General features: G+C 53.3%; 17 protein-coding genes. 11 read left to right on the top strand and 6 right to left on the bottom strand.

What is annotated here, in order from left to right; all coding sequences use genetic code 11:
• Positions 1 to 26: 26 nt before the first annotated feature.
• The 4 genes from BLO51_RS10670 to BLO51_RS31175 all read right to left on the bottom strand — a co-directional run bounded on the left by BLO51_RS10670 (position 27) and on the right by BLO51_RS31175 (position 5,718).
• Positions 27 to 1,904 carry an ABC transporter ATP-binding protein gene (locus BLO51_RS10670; protein WP_090670891.1) on the bottom strand — a complete coding sequence of 626 codons (1,878 nt, stop codon included), beginning with the start codon at positions 1,902 to 1,904 and terminating at the stop codon, positions 27 to 29.
• A complete protein-coding gene (locus BLO51_RS10665; RefSeq protein ID WP_245719621.1) occupies positions 1,901 to 5,023 on the bottom strand; it encodes a lantibiotic dehydratase in 3,123 nt (1,040 codons plus the stop codon). The genes BLO51_RS10670 and BLO51_RS10665 overlap by 4 nt, the downstream gene beginning before the upstream one ends.
• A gap of 210 nt (positions 5,024 to 5,233) precedes the next feature.
• Positions 5,234 to 5,425: an elgicin/penisin family lantibiotic gene (locus tag BLO51_RS31180; RefSeq protein WP_143006866.1), complete on the bottom strand. Its 192-nt coding sequence runs from the start codon at positions 5,423 to 5,425 to the stop codon at positions 5,234 to 5,236.
• Between the two features lie 77 nt (positions 5,426 to 5,502).
• Positions 5,503 to 5,718 carry an elgicin/penisin family lantibiotic gene (locus tag BLO51_RS31175; RefSeq protein WP_143006865.1) on the bottom strand — a complete coding sequence of 72 codons (216 nt, stop codon included), beginning with the start codon at positions 5,716 to 5,718 and terminating at the stop codon, positions 5,503 to 5,505.
• A gap of 74 nt (positions 5,719 to 5,792) precedes the next feature.
• On the opposite strand from BLO51_RS31175, the gene BLO51_RS30255 reads away from it, so the two are divergent.
• Positions 5,793 to 6,077 (top strand): hypothetical protein, encoded by a 285-nt coding sequence (locus tag BLO51_RS30255; RefSeq protein ID WP_245719617.1) that lies wholly within the window; start codon positions 5,793 to 5,795, stop codon positions 6,075 to 6,077.
• Here the strand turns inward: BLO51_RS30255 and BLO51_RS10660 are convergent.
• Positions 6,074 to 6,265 carry an elgicin/penisin family lantibiotic gene (locus BLO51_RS10660; RefSeq protein ID WP_090670885.1) on the bottom strand — a complete coding sequence of 64 codons (192 nt, stop codon included), beginning with the start codon at positions 6,263 to 6,265 and terminating at the stop codon, positions 6,074 to 6,076. The genes BLO51_RS30255 and BLO51_RS10660 overlap by 4 nt on opposite strands.
• A gap of 476 nt (positions 6,266 to 6,741) precedes the next feature.
• On the opposite strand from BLO51_RS10660, the gene BLO51_RS10655 reads away from it, so the two are divergent.
• The 8 genes from BLO51_RS10655 to nhaC all read left to right on the top strand — a co-directional run bounded on the left by BLO51_RS10655 (position 6,742) and on the right by nhaC (position 14,852).
• A complete protein-coding gene (locus BLO51_RS10655) occupies positions 6,742 to 7,902 on the top strand; it encodes a Glu/Leu/Phe/Val dehydrogenase dimerization domain-containing protein (RefSeq protein WP_090670882.1) in 1,161 nt (386 codons plus the stop codon).
• A gap of 55 nt (positions 7,903 to 7,957) precedes the next feature.
• Complete coding sequence (locus tag BLO51_RS10650) at positions 7,958 to 8,188, top strand: DUF1450 domain-containing protein (protein WP_090670879.1); 231 nt, start codon at positions 7,958 to 7,960, stop codon at positions 8,186 to 8,188.
• A gap of 129 nt (positions 8,189 to 8,317) precedes the next feature.
• Positions 8,318 to 9,433 carry a 4-hydroxyphenylpyruvate dioxygenase gene (gene hppD, locus BLO51_RS10645; protein WP_090670876.1) on the top strand — a complete coding sequence of 372 codons (1,116 nt, stop codon included), beginning with the start codon at positions 8,318 to 8,320 and terminating at the stop codon, positions 9,431 to 9,433.
• 48 nt (positions 9,434 to 9,481) lie between these two features.
• The gene (locus BLO51_RS10640) at positions 9,482 to 10,426 is read left to right on the top strand and encodes a hypothetical protein (protein ID WP_090670872.1); all 945 of its coding nucleotides are present in this window, start codon (positions 9,482 to 9,484) and stop codon (positions 10,424 to 10,426) included.
• Between the two features lie 15 nt (positions 10,427 to 10,441).
• Positions 10,442 to 11,704, top strand: a complete 1,263-nt coding sequence (gene fahA, locus BLO51_RS10635; RefSeq protein WP_090670870.1) for a fumarylacetoacetase — start codon at positions 10,442 to 10,444, stop codon at positions 11,702 to 11,704.
• Positions 11,705 to 11,737: 33 nt separating this feature from the next.
• Entirely contained in the window at positions 11,738 to 12,895 is a 1,158-nt protein-coding gene (locus BLO51_RS10630; protein ID WP_090670867.1) for a homogentisate 1,2-dioxygenase, read from the top strand.
• Positions 12,896 to 12,915: 20 nt separating this feature from the next.
• Positions 12,916 to 13,224 (top strand): YerC/YecD family TrpR-related protein, encoded by a 309-nt coding sequence (locus BLO51_RS10625; protein ID WP_090670864.1) that lies wholly within the window; start codon positions 12,916 to 12,918, stop codon positions 13,222 to 13,224.
• Between the two features lie 194 nt (positions 13,225 to 13,418).
• Complete coding sequence (nhaC, locus tag BLO51_RS10620; RefSeq protein WP_090670861.1) at positions 13,419 to 14,852, top strand: Na+/H+ antiporter NhaC; 1,434 nt, start codon at positions 13,419 to 13,421, stop codon at positions 14,850 to 14,852.
• Positions 14,853 to 14,950: 98 nt separating this feature from the next.
• Here nhaC and BLO51_RS10615 read toward each other — a convergent pair whose 3' ends face one another.
• Complete coding sequence (locus BLO51_RS10615; protein WP_245719616.1) at positions 14,951 to 15,253, bottom strand: hypothetical protein; 303 nt, start codon at positions 15,251 to 15,253, stop codon at positions 14,951 to 14,953.
• A 221-nt stretch (positions 15,254 to 15,474) separates the two neighbouring features.
• Between BLO51_RS10615 and BLO51_RS10610 the strand changes: the two genes are divergently transcribed.
• Positions 15,475 to 16,485, top strand: coding sequence for an HRDC domain-containing protein (locus BLO51_RS10610; protein WP_090670858.1), 1,011 nt, complete (start codon positions 15,475 to 15,477; stop codon positions 16,483 to 16,485).
• A gap of 84 nt (positions 16,486 to 16,569) precedes the next feature.
• Positions 16,570 to 17,049 carry an MlaD family protein gene (locus BLO51_RS10605; protein ID WP_090670855.1) on the top strand — a complete coding sequence of 160 codons (480 nt, stop codon included), beginning with the start codon at positions 16,570 to 16,572 and terminating at the stop codon, positions 17,047 to 17,049.
• Positions 17,050 to 17,067: the final 18 nt, after the last annotated feature.

The raw sequence follows: 17,067 nt of genomic DNA, 5'->3' as shown, positions 1-17,067 counted from the left end.
CTCCCTTCGGATCATGGTTTCCGCAATCAAACGGCCGAACGCGCTTTACGCTCCTGATCGGCATCCAAATAAGCATTCGCTTGCATCATATAAAGCTCGGCATACATCCCGTTCTGCTGCATGAGCTGTTGATGATTGCCCTGCTCGACAACAGAGCCTTGATCCATCATGAGAATATGGTCGGCGTACCGGATGGCGGAGTAACGGTGGGAAATGAAGATGCCTAACCGGTCGCGGACCAGTTCCCGAAACGCCTGAAACACCTGTAATTCCGTTTCCGGATCGAGCATGGAGCTTGGTTCGTCCAGCACATAGAGCTCAGCTTCGCGCATGAAGGCTCTGGCGATGGCAATCCGCTGCCACTGTCCTCCGGAGAGCTGCTGCCCTTCATCAAACAGGCGTCCGAGCTGTGTGGCAAGGCCTGCAGGCATGGATTGGACCAAACCGGCGATGCCCGCCCGATCTGCCGCCTTCCACAATTCGGCGTCCTCCTCCATTTTGGCTACGTTGCCAAAACCGATATTTTGCTTGACCTGCATCTCGTATTGGACAAAATCCTGGAAAACGACGCCGACTTTGCGGCGAAAGACTTCGCAGTCCATATCGCGGATCGAGACGCCGTTGATGAGAATGTCTCCTTCAAAGGAATCGTACAGCTGCGTCAGCAGCTTCATCAGAGTTGACTTCCCAGACCCGTTGCGCCCTACAATAGCGAGCGTTTCTCCGCGCTGCAGGGTAAAGCTGACATTCCGCAGGGCGGGATGACTGTTGCCGGGATAACGGAAAGACACATTGCGGAATTCCACCGATTGGATGACGGGCGCATTCGCCGCACGGGAAGCCTCCGAAGCGCCGATTTTTCTGGCGGAAGGATCGGAGGACTGCAGATCCAGGAAAGCGAATAGCTGCTGTAAAAATAAATTGTGCTGGCATAAGGAAAGGATGCCTTGCGTTAAATTTTGCGATGAAACCAAAGTCAACGTAATGGCTTGGGTATAACTGACGACCTGGCCGATCGAAATTTCGCGTTTAAAGGCAGACCATAAGACCATAAGAAACATCGAGGCGTTAACCCCTTCCTGGGCTGCTTGAAAAATGGCTCCAGCGCCGAGCCGCTTCTTGATCATGCGTTTGTCTTCCGCAAAAAACTGGAGGAGCAGCTCGTTATATTTGCCGAGCAAATAGCGGCCTAATTGAAACACTTTGATCTCCTTAAAGGAGATATCCCTTGTCAGCAGCACGGACAAATACCACGTAGTCCGCATTTTCGGCGCCCGGTTCCATTGAATCATAAACTCTTGCTGCCCGATCCTCAGAAACGAATAGAAGGAGGTCAACGGAAAAAAGATCAGAAGAAATGCCGCCCACCATTTCCACGAAATGAGCACAGCTGTGATAGAGAATAATGTGATGGTTGCGCTCATAATGGACAAAATCTGCTGCAGAATTTGATAGGGTCGATGACCTGCCTCGTTCTGGGCGCGTTTCAGAGCGTCCTGCACCTGAGAGTTCTCAAAATCGCTAAGTGAAAGAGAAATCGACTTCTCCACAATGAGAATGGTGATCCGATTGCTAAGCAGCGTTTCAAATATTTTGCTGACGTAACTTTGAATCAGCGACAGCGCTTCATTCAGTGCGGTAAACGCAAAGAGCCAAATAAAAGGCCAAAGCACGGTCTGAAAACCCGTATCCCAGGAGGCGCCTATGCTGTCGATCAAGGTTGTGAGCAGCAGCAGCGAGATGACCGGCGAGACGCCGCGCAGGATGTTAAAAAATAGAATAAATAAGAAATACGGTTTGTGCGTTTGCCACAGCAGTCGAAACACGCGGGGCCAATAGCGAAAGGATTGCACAATATTTGTTAGATTCATAGTTAGGGATGCTTCTTCCGCAGCCGAGCTCATGACTGATTCCTCCTAACATGCTGCAAGCTGTACAACGTATGTCTGGCTAGTGTCAACACCTTCTGCTCTTCTTCCCGTTGGATGCCGAACAGCCGATTCAAATGCATATGGATCACGCTTTGCATCAGATCTTCCGGAGTATTGGTCAAAGTTCCTTCCGCTTGGCAGGTCCTGATTCCTTCCGTGTACCGGGCTATTGCCTCGCCGCGGGCCTGGAGCATCGGCAGGATAGCCGCTCCCTCAGGAAGCTGGCGAAGCTGGGCAAAGTCTTCTCTGGCATCCCCGAATTTTATAAGGAAAGGTCGATGCTGACGGAACAGCTCCAAATGATCCTTATGCTGTACTATCGTGTTAAGCCACTCGAATTGCTCGAAGAAGGACAGCCCGAATCGTTCCATGATATCAATGACGCTGATGACAGCCAGCAAGTGCGGATTCAGGCTGATGTGTCCCGATTGTCTGGCGTGAATCCATTCGGCGACGACCCGGCTGTCGAGACAGAACAGTTGCTCCGCTACCCCGATCAACGTCTGGCCCCCGTACCGCTCGATTTCCGGATCGTATGTATCAATCACCAAGCGGGACAATAGTCCGTCTTCCACGCACTGCCGCGTAAACCGGTAAAGCTGCGGCAGCAGCGCGGTGTGTAGCTGCTCGGGATGGCCGCAGAAACGCCAGCGAAGATGCGGATCGGGATCGGCATAGCGCATAAAGAAGCTGCCGGCCGCCCACCCTTGCTCCTCCGCCTGTCGGCAAAACTCCCGCAGAGGTCCCCCAATAAATGCGTCGGCGCGCTGATCCGCACCGTACCATTTCAGATACAGCCACTCGCTGCCCGGCATTTTCAATCTCTCGGCGAGGCGGTTGGGGGAAGAGGCGAGAGCTCCGCCGAGATCCGGCTGCAAGGAAGCTTGCGGCAGGTCCCGTTTAACGAGAGGAAAGACAAACTCGGTCACGTAGTGCCCGGCTGCGCTCTCGGGAAGCTGCTCAAACGCAAAGCCGGTTTCGGTTAAGACGATCTGCCCCCCGGGCTGCAGCTTCGAATAATCCCGATATAATTCGTCCCGATGAAGCGGGTGATCGAGATCCAGCAGCAGGCGGTTATCCGCTTGGGTCAAGTATACAAATCGCGGCAAATTCCATTGCTTCCGGTACGCTTCAAAAGCTTGCCGCCATTGCGGTTCTGTCATGTTCTCGCGAAACGGCGGCAGATCCCCGTTAAACTTCCAGCAGGCCGCCGCAATGATCGTTTTGCTGTACCTTAACCGCGGCAAAAAAGGAAGGGTTCTTAATTCGCCCCATTCAAAAAATTCAATGTTGCGCTGGTTTTCCAGCGATAACTCGCGCAAAAACCGGTAGACGTTAGGCGAGTTCGACGTATTCAGCATGTGGTTTGTCGCCGGAATGACCCTTCGGTTTTTTGCCAGAGACCGCAAATAAAAACCGCTCGAAGACATGCCGACGACCAGATCGGAGAGCGGGATCGTATGCTCCGGATCTGTGGCTGAGTTGGTGCCGATATTGATTTCGTATTCGCGAATGTTCGTGCTCAAAGCAACATTGGCTGCCCGGCCGTCTCCCGGAAAATAAACGAGTTCGGCGAGAATCGCTTCGGGATGAAGCTTTTGCTCCAATTGATCAATTTGCTTGAGCTTGTCTACAAAGGAGGAATCGAACAAATCGACAAAACGGCCGACGGCTTTGCCCGCGCCGTAGCTGCCCGTCGTTCCTCCGGCAATCAGGTGAAAGTCGCCCTCCTCCACCGCCTGACCGGATCGGGCGGCAAGACCAAAATACAATTCCAACGACCGGGGCGCGTGCTTTTCCTCCATCGGCATAGGTTCAAGCTGCATCACCATGTCGTCGGTCAGCTCCAATTCCTGCAGCCCTTGCTGGAGGCATGTCATGACCCATTGGGTCAGCAGCCACTTTTTCCTTTGCTGGGCGAAGGAAGGGAAGCTATCTTCCTTGCGTCTGCTCCGGGGAAATTCATATCCGGCCGGAGCGCCAAGCCCGATGTCTGCGTCCAGCAGCTCCAGCAAGGGGACCTCGCGGTAAGTCCCGTACTTCTCCATGAAATCCGCGCGGTAGCTTTCCAAATGCGAGCTTCCCAATCGTTCCCCAGAGATTCGCCATAGCACTTCGGCGACACGTTCGACCTCTTGCGCAACGGATTTGGGCAGGGTCAATGTCTCCATCGAGAGGGCCAGATCCACTTGCAGGAGATTATCCGTTTCGGCAACGGATTTCATATGCCCTGTGAGCTTGTGATATAAGGGTTCGCCTTGTCCGATTTCCGTACGGTTATAGCTCGCGATGAGGGCTGCGGCTGTTTCCAGCTTCGCCCTCTCGTCCTCCACGCCTGTGACATCGGCTAAACGCCGGAGTACATAATCGAGAGGCGAGGCGGTCATAAGGGGCGGGCGCAGGTCTGAGATGATGATTTCCTGCTGAACCAGCTGCCACAGAAATTGGTTTATTTGCTCGAGTGACGTATCGGAAAATTGGCTGTGCAGCTTCAGCGCCAACTCGCAAAAGGGAATGGGCTGACGGGTAAGTTCCATCACCTGCTTCACAGCCGGAGTAAGGCGAACGGAGGAGCTCTCCATAGCGCTTGCAGCATTGCTTTTCGTCTTGACGCCATACTTGGTCAGGTAAGGCAGGTAAAGGCGGGAGCCTGCGGGATAAGCCAAAGCATTGAGACTGACCTTTAATTGCTTGATGATGTCGAACCGGCTTTCCAAGTCGGACAGCACTTTCAGCAGCCACTCCATATCCGGGCGGGCTCGCTTGGTGTGGGCCGCTACGGGCTGAAGCCCGAACGCATACCGCTCCCCAAAATTTCCGTATGTTACTCCAGAAAATAAACCAAAAGGCGTCGGACGCGAGGTCATGCGCAGCAAATAGCGCAGAAAGCCTTTGACGGCCTGATCTTGTTTGCGCGGATGCTCCTGATTGGTTAAATTGGGCAAAGCTTGAAGCAGCGGCAAGCTGGATATGGCAATGGCCTCCCGGATGACAGGCAATTCGGCGTAGGCGGCCAATTTCTCGAACCATAGCTTGCGGCTAAGCGCCTCATCTTCATTTAGATCGATAGAAAGGCTCTGGAGTAGTTCCACAGGCAATAAAGGCATCCTCAAAATAAAAAAATCAAGCGCCTGAAAAACGCTTGGATGAGCATGAGCTGGCGTCGGTTGAGGGGGGGCCATTTGAACTGACATGTCGTTCTCACCTTCCGTTATCGAGTTGTAAGAGATACTTCGGAAGAACGCGAACGTTCCTCCGAAGTATTTTGCGGTAGCTGGCGAAAGCTGAATTAACTCATACGATTAGCAGCTGAGGCCGTGGGTGTAGCCGCACTGTTCTCTGCCGGTAATGCATTTGGAGGTAATGCAAGAAGCCGTAATGCATTTGGAAGTGATACATTGAGAAGTAATGCAAGTTGCCGTGACACCAAGGCTTGAATTGAGCGGATTAACCGCTTTCACTTCAACGTCCAGATCGAAATGGTTGTTTGCCATAAATATGATCTCCCTTCGTGCGGAGGACTAGCCTCCGAATAGTTTACGGCAGCTGACGAAAGCCGAATGAATTTATGTTATTTGCAATTCGTGGTGTAGCCGCATCTATCTCTGCCGGTATAGCAATCGTGAGAATAGCATTTATCCACCGTATAACATTTGGAAGTATAGCATCGTTCAGTAGCAGTATAGCAATCTACCGTGGGACCGCAGATCGCCGTGAGCCTAGCATTCGAGTTTGCCAGATTAACCGAGTTCACTTGAACGTCCAGATCGAAATAGTTGTTTGCCATAAATATTTTCTCCTTTCGTGCGGAGGACTTGCCTCCGAATCGTTTGCGGCAGCTGGCGAAAGCTGAATTAATTCATGTTATCTTTTGCAACCCGGTTGCCGGGTGTAGCCGCACTGATGTCTGCCAGTGAAGCAATCGGAGGAGAAGCAAGTATCCGTAAAGCATTTGGAAGAGAAACATTGAGAAGAAAAGCAGTCTGCCGTGAAACCAAAGCTCGAGTTTGCCGAATTAACCGCTTTCACTTCAACATCCAGATCGAAATTGTTGTTTGCCATAAGTATCATCTCCTTTCGTGCGGAGGACTTGCCTCCGAATCGTTTGCAGCAGCTGGCGAAAGCCGAATGAAATCAACCGATTAGCAGCTGGCGCCGTGGGTGTAGCCGCACTGATGTCTGCCGGTATAGCAATCGGAAGAATAGCATTTGTCCGAATAACATTTGGAAGAATAGCATTGAGAAGAATAGCAAGATTGCGTGTAATTAAAGCTCGAGTTTGCCGGATTAACCGATTTCACTTGAACGTCCAGATCGAAATTGTTGTTTGTCATTCGTATCATCTCCTTTCGCTTTTATGAGAATTTTCTGAAAATTTTGAAGATGCTTTCGCCACGCCTCCCGCATAAGATTGTGAATATGGTTATAGAAAAATAAGTATTCAAAACCATATTCGACTATAATATACCGTATCATATAATAATAGTCAATATATTACAAATATTTTTATAAAAATTGGAATAGTAGAAATAGAATACCTGTCTTAAGCACTAATCTCATTCAACGCGCAAAAGTGCTGAAACATCAAAGAACACGCGCGTTAAAAGGGATGTTTGCGCGAATCATGGAGGTGTATTAGTATGTGAACTGTTACAAACAGGAATCATAGCTTGTTTTATCCAAACGATAAAGGAGTGTTACACATAAGATGAATGCATAGCTTTATTCGAAATGCAGCGTCGTTACATGCTATTTTGAAAACGTTTACTTTTGTGTAGAGAGAAGAGAATCGTTTCAGGAGGAATTAGAGATGAACAAAGCAGCGTTATTGTCCGAGATCAAACCGTCGGCGTTCTCGCGTACGACCGACTTGTTCGAAAAAATGCAGGAGCATGAGCAGGTGCTGTTTTGCAACGACCCCGCCACGGGCTTGAAAGCGATTATTGCCATTCACGATACGACGCTCGGTCCGGCTTTGGGGGGAACGCGGATGAGGCCTTATGCCACCGTCGAGGAAGCGCTGGAGGACGTTCTGCGTTTATCGAAGTCGATGACCTATAAATGCGCGGCGGCCGATGTGGACTTCGGCGGGGGGAAGGCGGTCATCATCGGAGACCCGGCCAAGGATAAAACCCCGGAATTGTTCCGGGCCTACGGACAATTTATCGATTCGTTGAACGGGAGATTTTATACCGGAACGGATATGGGCACGGTGCTGGACGATTTCGTCCATGCGTGCAAGGAAACGTATTGCATTGCCGGGCTGCCCGAGGAATACGGCGGCGGGGGAGAAACGTCGATTCCGACGGCTCTGGGCGTTCTGTACAGCATGAAAGCCGTTGCCCGAACGTTATGGGGGCATGAGGATTTGCGCGGCAAGCGGTTCGCGATTCAAGGCTTGGGGAAGGTCGGCTTTAAAGTCTCCGAGCATTTGCTGCAGGAAGGCGCCGATCTCTATGTGACCGATGTGGAACAAACCGCGATAGACCAAGTCGTAGAAAGAGCCGGTAAGCTCGGCAGAACCGCGATCGCCGTGAAGGGAGAAGAAATATACGGCGTAGAGGCCGATTTCTTCGTACCGTGCGCCGTCGGCGGCATCATTAACGATCACACGATCGGGCAGCTCAAGGTTCAAGCGATCGCAGGCGCGGCGAACAATCAGCTTCTTCATGAGAGCCACGCCCTCGACTTAAAGCGAAAAGGCATCCTTTACGCACCCGATTACGTGGTCAACAGCGGCGGCATCATGCAAGTATCGGATGAGCTGTACGGGCCGAACAAAGACAGGGTGTTGGCCAAAACGAAAGCGATCTATCATTCGCTGCTCCGCGTGTTCTCGGAAGCCGAGGAAAAAAATATCACAACGGTCGAGGCGGCGAATCTGATCTGCGAGCAGCGAATTCAATCCAGAAAAGGAAGGAACAGCTTCTTTTCCCCGAGAAAGCGTGCCAAATGGCAAATCCGCCACTAGCCGCCAAGGGTAGAAAGCGAGGAAACGATTTCGATTTTCCGGGAGGCTTGTTCTTATGGCTACCGTCAAACTGTGCAGCTCGAATGAGCTGACCAAATCGGAAGCTTTAAAACAAATCGTGCGCGACGGCTCTGTTGAACTTCTGGTGAAGGACTGTTTGGGCAATTGCGGGCAATGCTACTTGGAGCGCTTCGTGAAAGTGGATCAGCGAATCATCGTTTTGAACGATGAAGAAGAGCTGCTGGACCAGCTTCTGAAAGCAGCCGCCGCTCCCGCAGCCGACTAACCTCATTTAACGTACTAAAGCGATTTCGCGTCGACACGCGCATACAGCATTGAACGTTTTTGAAGAGTTCACAGGTTTGCCATATAATAACATCAACGACAAGGAATATTATTCTAGGAGGTTATAAAAATGGAAAAAGATACTACCTTAGTTAGCGAGCTGCAGCAAGATTTTTTCCCGATTGAGGATTTTGATTATATGGAATTTTACGTTGGCAACGCCAAGCAAGCCGCCTATTACATGAGCCGGGCCTACGGGTTCAAGGTTATCGCCTTCGCCGGGCTGGAAACCGGTCAGCGCGATCGGGTATCTTATGTTCTGGAGCAGCGGAGAATCCGCTTTGTGGTGACCGGCTCGCTTCAGGAGGACCATCCGGTCACGGAATTTATCAAGAAGCATGGCGAAGGAGCGAAGGACGTCGCGTTTCGGGTTGACGACGTTGAAAAGGCTTACGCGGAGGCGATTTCCAGAGGCGGCATTCCCGTGATGGCGCCGCAGGTGCTGACGGACGAACACGGCACCTACAAAAAAGCAATCATCGGCACCTACGGCGATACGGTGCATACCCTCGTGGATCGAAAGAACTATAAGGGCTTGTTTGCGCCGGGGTATCAGCCCGTCAACTTCTCGTTTCCGTATCAGGATGCGGGCCTTATCGGGATTGACCATGTCGTCGGAAACGTCGAGCGAATGGAAGAATGGGTGTCCTATTACGAGAAGGTCATGGGCTTCAAGGAAATGATTCATTACGATGATGAAGATATAAGCACGGAATATTCGGCTTTGATGTCCAAAGTTATTTGCAACGGCGGCCGTATCAAAATGCCGATCAACGAGCCAGCCACCGGCAAGCGCAAATCGCAGATTGAAGAGTATCTGGAGTTCTACAACGGCCCCGGCGTACAGCACGCTGCTTTGTTGACCAACGATATTATTGCGACCGTGAAGGTGCTGAAGGAAAACGGCGTGGAATTCCTGGATACGCCGGAAGCGTATTACGAAGAGCTGGCGGACCGGGTCGGCAAGATCGACGAAGATATCGAAAAGCTGAAGCAATACCGCATTCTTGTCGATCGTGACGAGGAAGGGTACTTGCTGCAAATCTTTACGAAGCCGCTCGTCGACCGGCCGACCTTGTTCTTCGAAATCATTCAGCGCAAAGGGGCGACCACGTTCGGCGAAGGCAACTTCAAAGCGTTGTTCGAATCGATCGAAAGAGAACAGGCGCGCCGCGGAAACTTGTAGTTTCCCGACAAATTCACAGGCTTAGAAGGAAAGGCAGGCAATCGTCACATGATTTCCAGCGCTAGAGCTTTGATGGAGCAGCTCCTTGATTATGCCGGGTTATTTCCGCCCGCCGCACTGCCCTTGGAGCGGGCAGTCCGCAATTACGCGGCTTACCGGGACGGACAGGACGCTTGGATGCTGGGCAGGTTCATCCTCCCGGCCGCGCAATTGGAGGAGCTGTCTCCGTATATGCCGCTGTTTTCCGGGGACCGGCCGCTGCTGCTGTCGGTTCTTGGAACCCGCAGCCGGGATGCGGAAGAATGCCTTCGGCTGTTCGGCGATACTTTGCGGCAAACGGAAGCTTTCCGGGGAAAGCATGGTTCGTCGGTGAGCATCGACGTGCTGGAGCTTCCTCTTCCCCCTGCGGGCGTGGACCGTCGGTTACTGGATGAGATGGCAGCCGGAGCATCGGAGCACGGCCTCCGGCTGTTCTTCGAATGGACGTTTCCTTTGAACGGCGATTGGGAGAGTCGGATCGAAGAAGGCCTTGACGCGGTGAAGCGCTGCGCCAGCCAAGGCGGGATGCAGCCGGGCGTAAAGCTGCGGACCGGAGGTGTCACCTCCGACGCGTTTCCGTCGCCGGAGCAGGTAGCCGCCGTCCTTGTCGGGTGCAGGGACCGCCAATTGGCGTTGAAGTTCACGGCCGGGCTTCATCACCCGGTTCGCATGTACCGGGAAGAAGTGAAGACCGAGATGCACGGCTTCCTTAACGTGTTTGTTGCAGGGATGCTGGCGCATGTCTACAAGCTGGACCACGGCAAAACCGCCGAAATTTTGGCGGAGGACCATCCCGACAGCTTCGTCTTTCTCCCGGATGCGTTAGGCTGGAAAACGCTTACGATTTCGGCTGACGAGGTGCGGAAGCTGCGCCATCAGGCGCTGTGCTCTTATGGAAGCTGCAGCTTCGACGAGCCTCGCGACGAACTGCGGGAGCTAAAATCACTAGAGTAAAAAGGAGCCGTGAAGATGCTGCGCTCATTTATCGAGGTTGCGCCGGAATCACATTTTCCCATTCAAAATCTTCCCTATGGCGTCTTCCGCTCCCGTAATGGCGGACATCCCCGGATTGGCGTGGCCATCGGGGATTACGTTCTGGATCTTGCTGTCCTCGATCAGGCGGGTTGCTTCGCCAGGACGGAAGCAGCCGGAAAGGGCATATTCGGCCAAGCGTCGTTGAACGCGTTTATGGCGCTCGGCCGCCCGGTCTGGCAGCAGGTCCGCGCGGAAATTCAGCGGCTGCTGTCGGCTGACGAGCCGGAGCTGCGGGACAACGCGGGGCTGCGGACCGTCGCCCTGCTTCCGCAGAAGGACGCAGAGCTGCTGCTGCCAGTAGAGATTGGCGATTATACGGATTTTTACGCTTCGCGGGACCATGCCTTCAATGTCGGAACGATGTTCCGGGGGAAAGAGAACGCCTTGATGCCTAACTGGTATCATCTTCCGGTCGGGTACCATGGCCGGGCCAGCTCGGTCGTGCTTAGCGGGACCGACGTGCGCCGCCCGCAAGGGCAGATGAAGCCGCCGGATGCGGCGGCGCCTGTATTCGGGCCGAGCCGTCAGCTGGACTTTGAGCTGGAAATCGGGTGGTTCATGGGGCCAGGCAACCCGCTCGGTACTCCCATCCCCGTCGAACGGGCGGAGGAGCATATTTTCGGACTGGTGCTCGTCAACGATTGGAGCGCCCGGGATATTCAGGCTTGGGAATACCAGCCGCTCGGACCTTTTCTCGCGAAAAACTTTGCGACATCGATTTCGCCCTGGGTTGTGCCGCTCGATGCCTTGGAGCCGTTCCGCATCCGCGGAAGCCGGCAGGAGCCGGAGCCGCTCCCTTATCTCAAGCAGGAGGGCGCGCACTCCTTCGATATCAAGCTGGAAGTGTACCTGCAAAGCGCCGATATGAAGCAGGCCGAGCGGATCACGGAGAGCAATGTCAACTACCTGTATTGGAGTATGGCACAGCAAATCGCTCACCATACGGTAGGCGGCTGCAACCTGAGGGCCGGAGATTTGCTAGCCTCCGGGACGATCAGCGGACCGGATAAGGCAAGCCGCGGATGCATGCTGGAGTTGGCCTGGCGCGGAGCGGAGCCTCTCCAATTAAGCGATGGCATCAAGCGGGTCTGGCTGGAAGACGGCGACCGGCTGACGATGACCGGCTACGCTCAAGGCGACGGGTACCGCATCGGATTTGGCGAGGTGACGGGCCGGGTTCTGCCTTCGTTGAAATAAGCAAGCGCAACTTAACCAAGGAGGTCGTACAAAATGCCGTTCTACCATCGGATGGGGCACATTCCTAATAAAAGACACGTGCAGTTCAGAAAAGAAGACGGTTCGTTGTTTCGTGAGCAAGTGATGGGCACGAAAGGCTTCTCCGGCAATCAATCGATCCTTTACCATCATGGGGCGCCGACGGAAATCGTCAAAGCCGAATACCTCGGTTCGTGCAGCGTGGAGTACGAGGACGACAGCGTGCTCGGATACCGCCATTTTCAGACGGGAGCGGCTCCGAAGAAGGGGGACCCCGTTCTTGGAAGAACGTATGTGCTTGGCAATGACGATATCCTGATTGCCGTGTCGAGTCCTACGGAACCAATGAATTATTATTACCGCAACGGTGACGGCGACGAGCTTCTGTTCGTGCATTACGGAACAGGCAAGGTTGAGTCGATGTTCGGCACGCTACGCTACCGTCCGGGCGATTATATCGTCATCCCGATCGGTACCATTTACCGGATCGTGCCGGATGGGGATGACACCAAATTTTTGGTCGTGGAAACGAACAGCTGGATCAGCACGCCGAAGCGTTACCGCAACGAGCACGGCCAGCTGCTGGAGCACAGTCCGTTTTGCGAAAGGGATATCCGGCTGCCCGAGACACTGGAGACGCACACAGAGCTCGGGGAGTTCGAGGTGCGGTCCAAAACGAGAGGCGCGCTGCATTCGCATATATACAGCCATCATCCGCTAGACGTTGTCGGCTGGGACGGGTATCTGTATCCGTACATTTTCAACATTGCGGATTTCGAACCGATCACCGGACGCATTCATATGCCGCCTCCGATTCACCAGACGTTCGAAGGGCATCAGTTCGTCGTCTGCTCCTTCGTCCCGAGAATGTACGATTATCATCCGGAAGCCGTTCCGACGCCTTATTTCCACAGCAACGTGGACAGCGACGAGGTGCTCTACTATGTGGAGGGCAATTTCATGAGCCGCCGGGGCATCGAGGAAGGGTCCATTACGCTTCACCCGTCGGGAATCCCTCACGGTCCTCATCCCGGCACGATCGAGGCGAGCCTGGGCAAAAAAGAAACGAAGGAATTGGCGGTCATGGTGGACACGTTCCGTCCGCTCAAGGTCGTCAAGGTGGCCCACACCTTCGAAGACAAAAATTATCTTTACAGCTGGTCTCATAAATAAATCGGCGTGGTGGTGGCATAGTGCGGCGGAATAACGTGCGAAGCGAGGAAGAAATCCGTCAGTTATTCGAAGCCATTTTATCGTTGCAAACGAAGGATGAATGCTACGATTTTTTTTCCGATTTGTGTACGGTAAACGAGGTCAAAACGATGGCTCTCAGGCTTGAAGTCGCCAAGCAGCTGCTCGAAGGGGCTACTTATTTGGATATTATCGAGGAGACCCAGAAAGGCAGCGCCATCATTTTTCGAGTCAAAAGTTGTCTGAACCACGGAAGGGGAGGCTTCCGGACCCTATTGGAGCGGTTGAACAAGCGAGGCCAACAGCCGTGAAAAAGCGGCATGCCTGCTGCAAGAAGCGTTCCGACGGCGAGACCGATGGATAGAGACGAAGCATGGAATCGTGATGGGCTTGGTCTCATGCAGTCCGGTCTCCCGTTCGAATGCTTTCTTTTTTCGGTTTGAATACGTTTACATGAGTGGCTGCTTCGCGCGTTTCTTATTCCGTTCGTGCGGGAGGAATACCTATGGTAACGAGAAAACCATCGTTTTTCATGTCAAGCGCGCTCATTGCGGTTATCGTCACGATTTTGGCGGTAAGCATTCTTCATTATCAAGTCGCTCCGCAAATCCCCATCTTGATGGTATCGATCCTGCTTTCTTTGTACGGCTTTAAATTAGGCTTTGCTTGGAAACAGTTGGAATCCGCTATCGTCAAAGGCATTTTGTACGGCCTTCCCTCGATCCTCATTTTGTGTCTGATCGGGATCTTGATCGGGATATGGGTATTGAACGGAACCGTTCCGACCTTGTCTTATTACGGCTTGCACATTCTTTCGCCCAGCTACTTTCTCGTATCGGCGGTCTTAATTTGCGGAGTTGTCTCCGTACTGACGGGAAGCTCCTGGAGCGCCATCGGCACGATGGGCGTTGCCTTGATGGGGGTCGCCTACGGCATGGGAATTTCCCCCGCGATGGCGGCCGGGGCGATCGTTTGCGGCTCCGTGTTCGGCGATAAAATATCGCCTCTCTCGGATACGACGAATCTTGCCTCCGCGACGGCCAAGGTGCCTATTTTCGATCACATCCGGCATATGCTGTGGACGACGATTCCAAGCCTGGTATTGACGCTGATTCTGTTTGCTTTTTTTTCCATATCCTCCGACCGCGCCGCAGACACCGCCGGCATTGAAACGATGATTCGCGCCCTCAACGAACGCTTCACAATTACTCCTCTGACTCTGCTCTCGCCGCTGGCGATTATCGTCTTGGCCTTCAAACGGTTCGATGCCATTCCAACGCTGGTTGTCGGTTTATTGGTCGCTATCGCGACGGCCTTTTTTACGGTTCCCGGCGTTTCGGCGGGCCGGCTCATGAACGTCGCGCACTTTGGCTATAAGTCGGAAACGGGAGTCGAAGCGATCGATAAGCTGCTATCGCTAGGCGGGCTGTCCAGTATGTTGTCTGCCGTCTCGCTCATCATCCTGGCGCTCGCCTTCGGCGGTCTTGTGAAAGAAATTGGTCTGGTTCATACCATTATTGACCGGATTAAGATCCTCTTGAATAAAAAAGGCAATGTCATCAGTGCTACGGTTTGTTCGTCGATCGGGGTGAACGTGATTATCGGGGAATGCTACTTGTCTATTATTTTGCCCGGACAGATGCTGGAGTCTTCGTACAAGCGGGTGAAGCTCCATCCGAAAAATTTGTCCAGAACGCTGGAGGATGCCGGAACCATCGTCCATCCGATCGTTCCATGGGGAGTTACGGGCGCCTTTATTATGGCCACGCTGAATATCGGTATGGAGTATGTTCTCTACTCGTTTATATGTTTCATCAATCCCTTATTGGCGATTGTGTTCGGTTATACCGGATTCGCCATAGCGCCGATCGGCGAGGAAGGTGAAAGAGGCGCGTACGAGGAAAAGCTCGAGATCGGAATGAACAACAGCGGCATGTAGAGAAGCAAGACGCCGGATGGTTCGCTAACGATGGGGCAAGCGTGAGTGCGGTTCACTGGAGGAGCGGTGCCAGCGAACCGCCGTCGGCGTTTGTACGACTACTCTTCCACGTAATCGTCGCCGGACGAATCGTGGGTCGGATGCGCGTCGGGATACCCGCGGGAGAGGCCCGCGTGAAGCTCGCGGTTCTCGTAAGTAAACTGGTTGTATGAGCGCTGGTCCTCCCGCCAGGGCGTGCTCTTGCCGAGCGATTCCGTGAGAAGGCCGCTGCCGTAAGGGCCTTCCGGAAATTCCTCCGCCGTCAGGTCGTTGCGCTGGGATTCCACCGTGCTCAGATCGGTATATTTCTTCTGAGGAGCTTCGCTCATAAATCCGTCTTGGTTCGTATCGTTTGGGCTCATGTCCGGTTTCTCCTTTCGGTAAGCGGGTTTGTTTATCCTAGCGTGCCCTGAAACCGGAAGACTATCCAATTCGTGCTTGTCAGCCCTCGCGTTTCATGGTAATATAGGTCTAATTTCAAACGTGCGCTTGAGAGGAAGCACCTCTTACCTGGATGGGTAAGATGGTGCTTTTTTTGCGTTTGAAGCTAGTTTGAAAACTATTTCTTGGGGGAGGTTTACGAATGAACCTGGTGTTTTTGAACAGCTTGGAAAAGGCGACGGAAGAGGGAAACATCTGCACGGCGCAGGTGACGATCGGCGAAAGCCAAGGCACCTGGATGGTGATGTGGAACGAGACGAGAGAAGACGGCCGCCGAGTGCAGGAGTGCTGGTACGAAGGGCTACGCTGGGAGGAGATGCTCGCCGTGTTTCGCGAGCGGGTGTTCGCCAAGCAATGCGGCGGCTATAAGCCGATCGTACAGGTGAACGTCAGCGAAATCGACGTCTTGGACCGCCGGACGGCGTATATTCAACGATTGCATTTTTACGGCGAGAAGCATGCCAACGAAGAGCTGTTCGATAAGCTGCGCGATTGGCGGTTTAAACAGGCAAGCCGCGACGGGAAAGCGGCGTATCTGATTGCGACCAACCGGCTGCTCAAAATGATAAGCGCCTTCGTTCCCCACACGGAAGAAGAGCTGCTGCACCTTCCCGGATTCGGAAAAGCCAAATCGGCCGCTTACGCAGCCGATATCGTCGCGATCACCGCCACCTTCCAGCGGGGTACGGATTTTCCGTTATCTTGGGTGGCGGAATCGATCGATCCGGGAGAGCTGAATGCCTGGCTGCTTCAGGAAAATGAACGGAAGCGGAAGGCTGAGGAGGAGAAGCGGGAGATCAAGCATAAGCTGCTCGAAGCCATTGTGCGGGGGGAGAAGCTGGATGAGCTGCAGGAGCAAACCAAGCTTCAGCGGCGCAATTTGCTGCAGCTGTTCGAAGAGCTGGATCGCGAAGGCTACGATCTGCAGAGCTATATCGAAGGGCAGCTTGAGCAGGTGCCCGAGCCTGAGCGCGAGCTGGCATGGAAGGCGTTCCAGCAGCAGGGCGACCGATATTTGAAACCGATTCTGCAAACGGTCTATGACCAGAAGGAGCTGACTGCGCAGGATACGGATCGCGTCTACGAATGGCTTCGCATGCTGCGGATCAAGTTCCGCCGCGAGAACGAACGGAAGGCGGTTGAAGCGAGCTGAGGCGCGGCAGCAGGGCAAAAAAACATTGAACAAGCCCGGCGGCTAAGGTAAGATGGATATTAGGAATATGAAGGAGCTGACCATATGGAGGAGCTTCGGGCTATACTTCACAGCATCATCAAGAACCAGGAAGAAACCAACGCGAAAATTAGCGAGCTGAATCTGCAGTTAAGCGCAAAGATTGGCGAAACGAACGCGCAACTGAGCGCGCGAATCGATGCCCTTGACGCGAAGATCGATAAAGTTGATACTCGACTCAGCGCGAAAATCGACTCTCTTGACGCGAAGACCGACGCCCTGGATGCGAAAATCGACTCTCTTGACGCGAAGACCGACGCCTTGGATGCAAAGATCGACGAAGTCAACACAAGTCTCGGCGCCAAAATCGAATTTCTCGATGCCCGGCTGGATCGCGTCCATCTGAGCTTGCAGAGCCAGATCGACGATGTCGGTTCGGACGTCAGACATATTAAACGGAGCATGCGTTTGTTCGAAAACGATATGGATGCGACCTTGGACCGGATTAAGCGTCTGGAAGATCATATGGCCAAGCATCTCGAATGAGGAACCTTTCCCAAGGTT

The sequence above is a fragment of the Paenibacillus tianmuensis genome, from assembly GCF_900100345.1.
Taxonomy (GTDB): domain Bacteria; phylum Bacillota; class Bacilli; order Paenibacillales; family NBRC-103111; genus Paenibacillus_G; species Paenibacillus_G tianmuensis.
The sequence above is the reverse complement of the archived record's forward strand: the minus strand, read 5'-3'. Positions and strand labels throughout refer to the sequence as shown.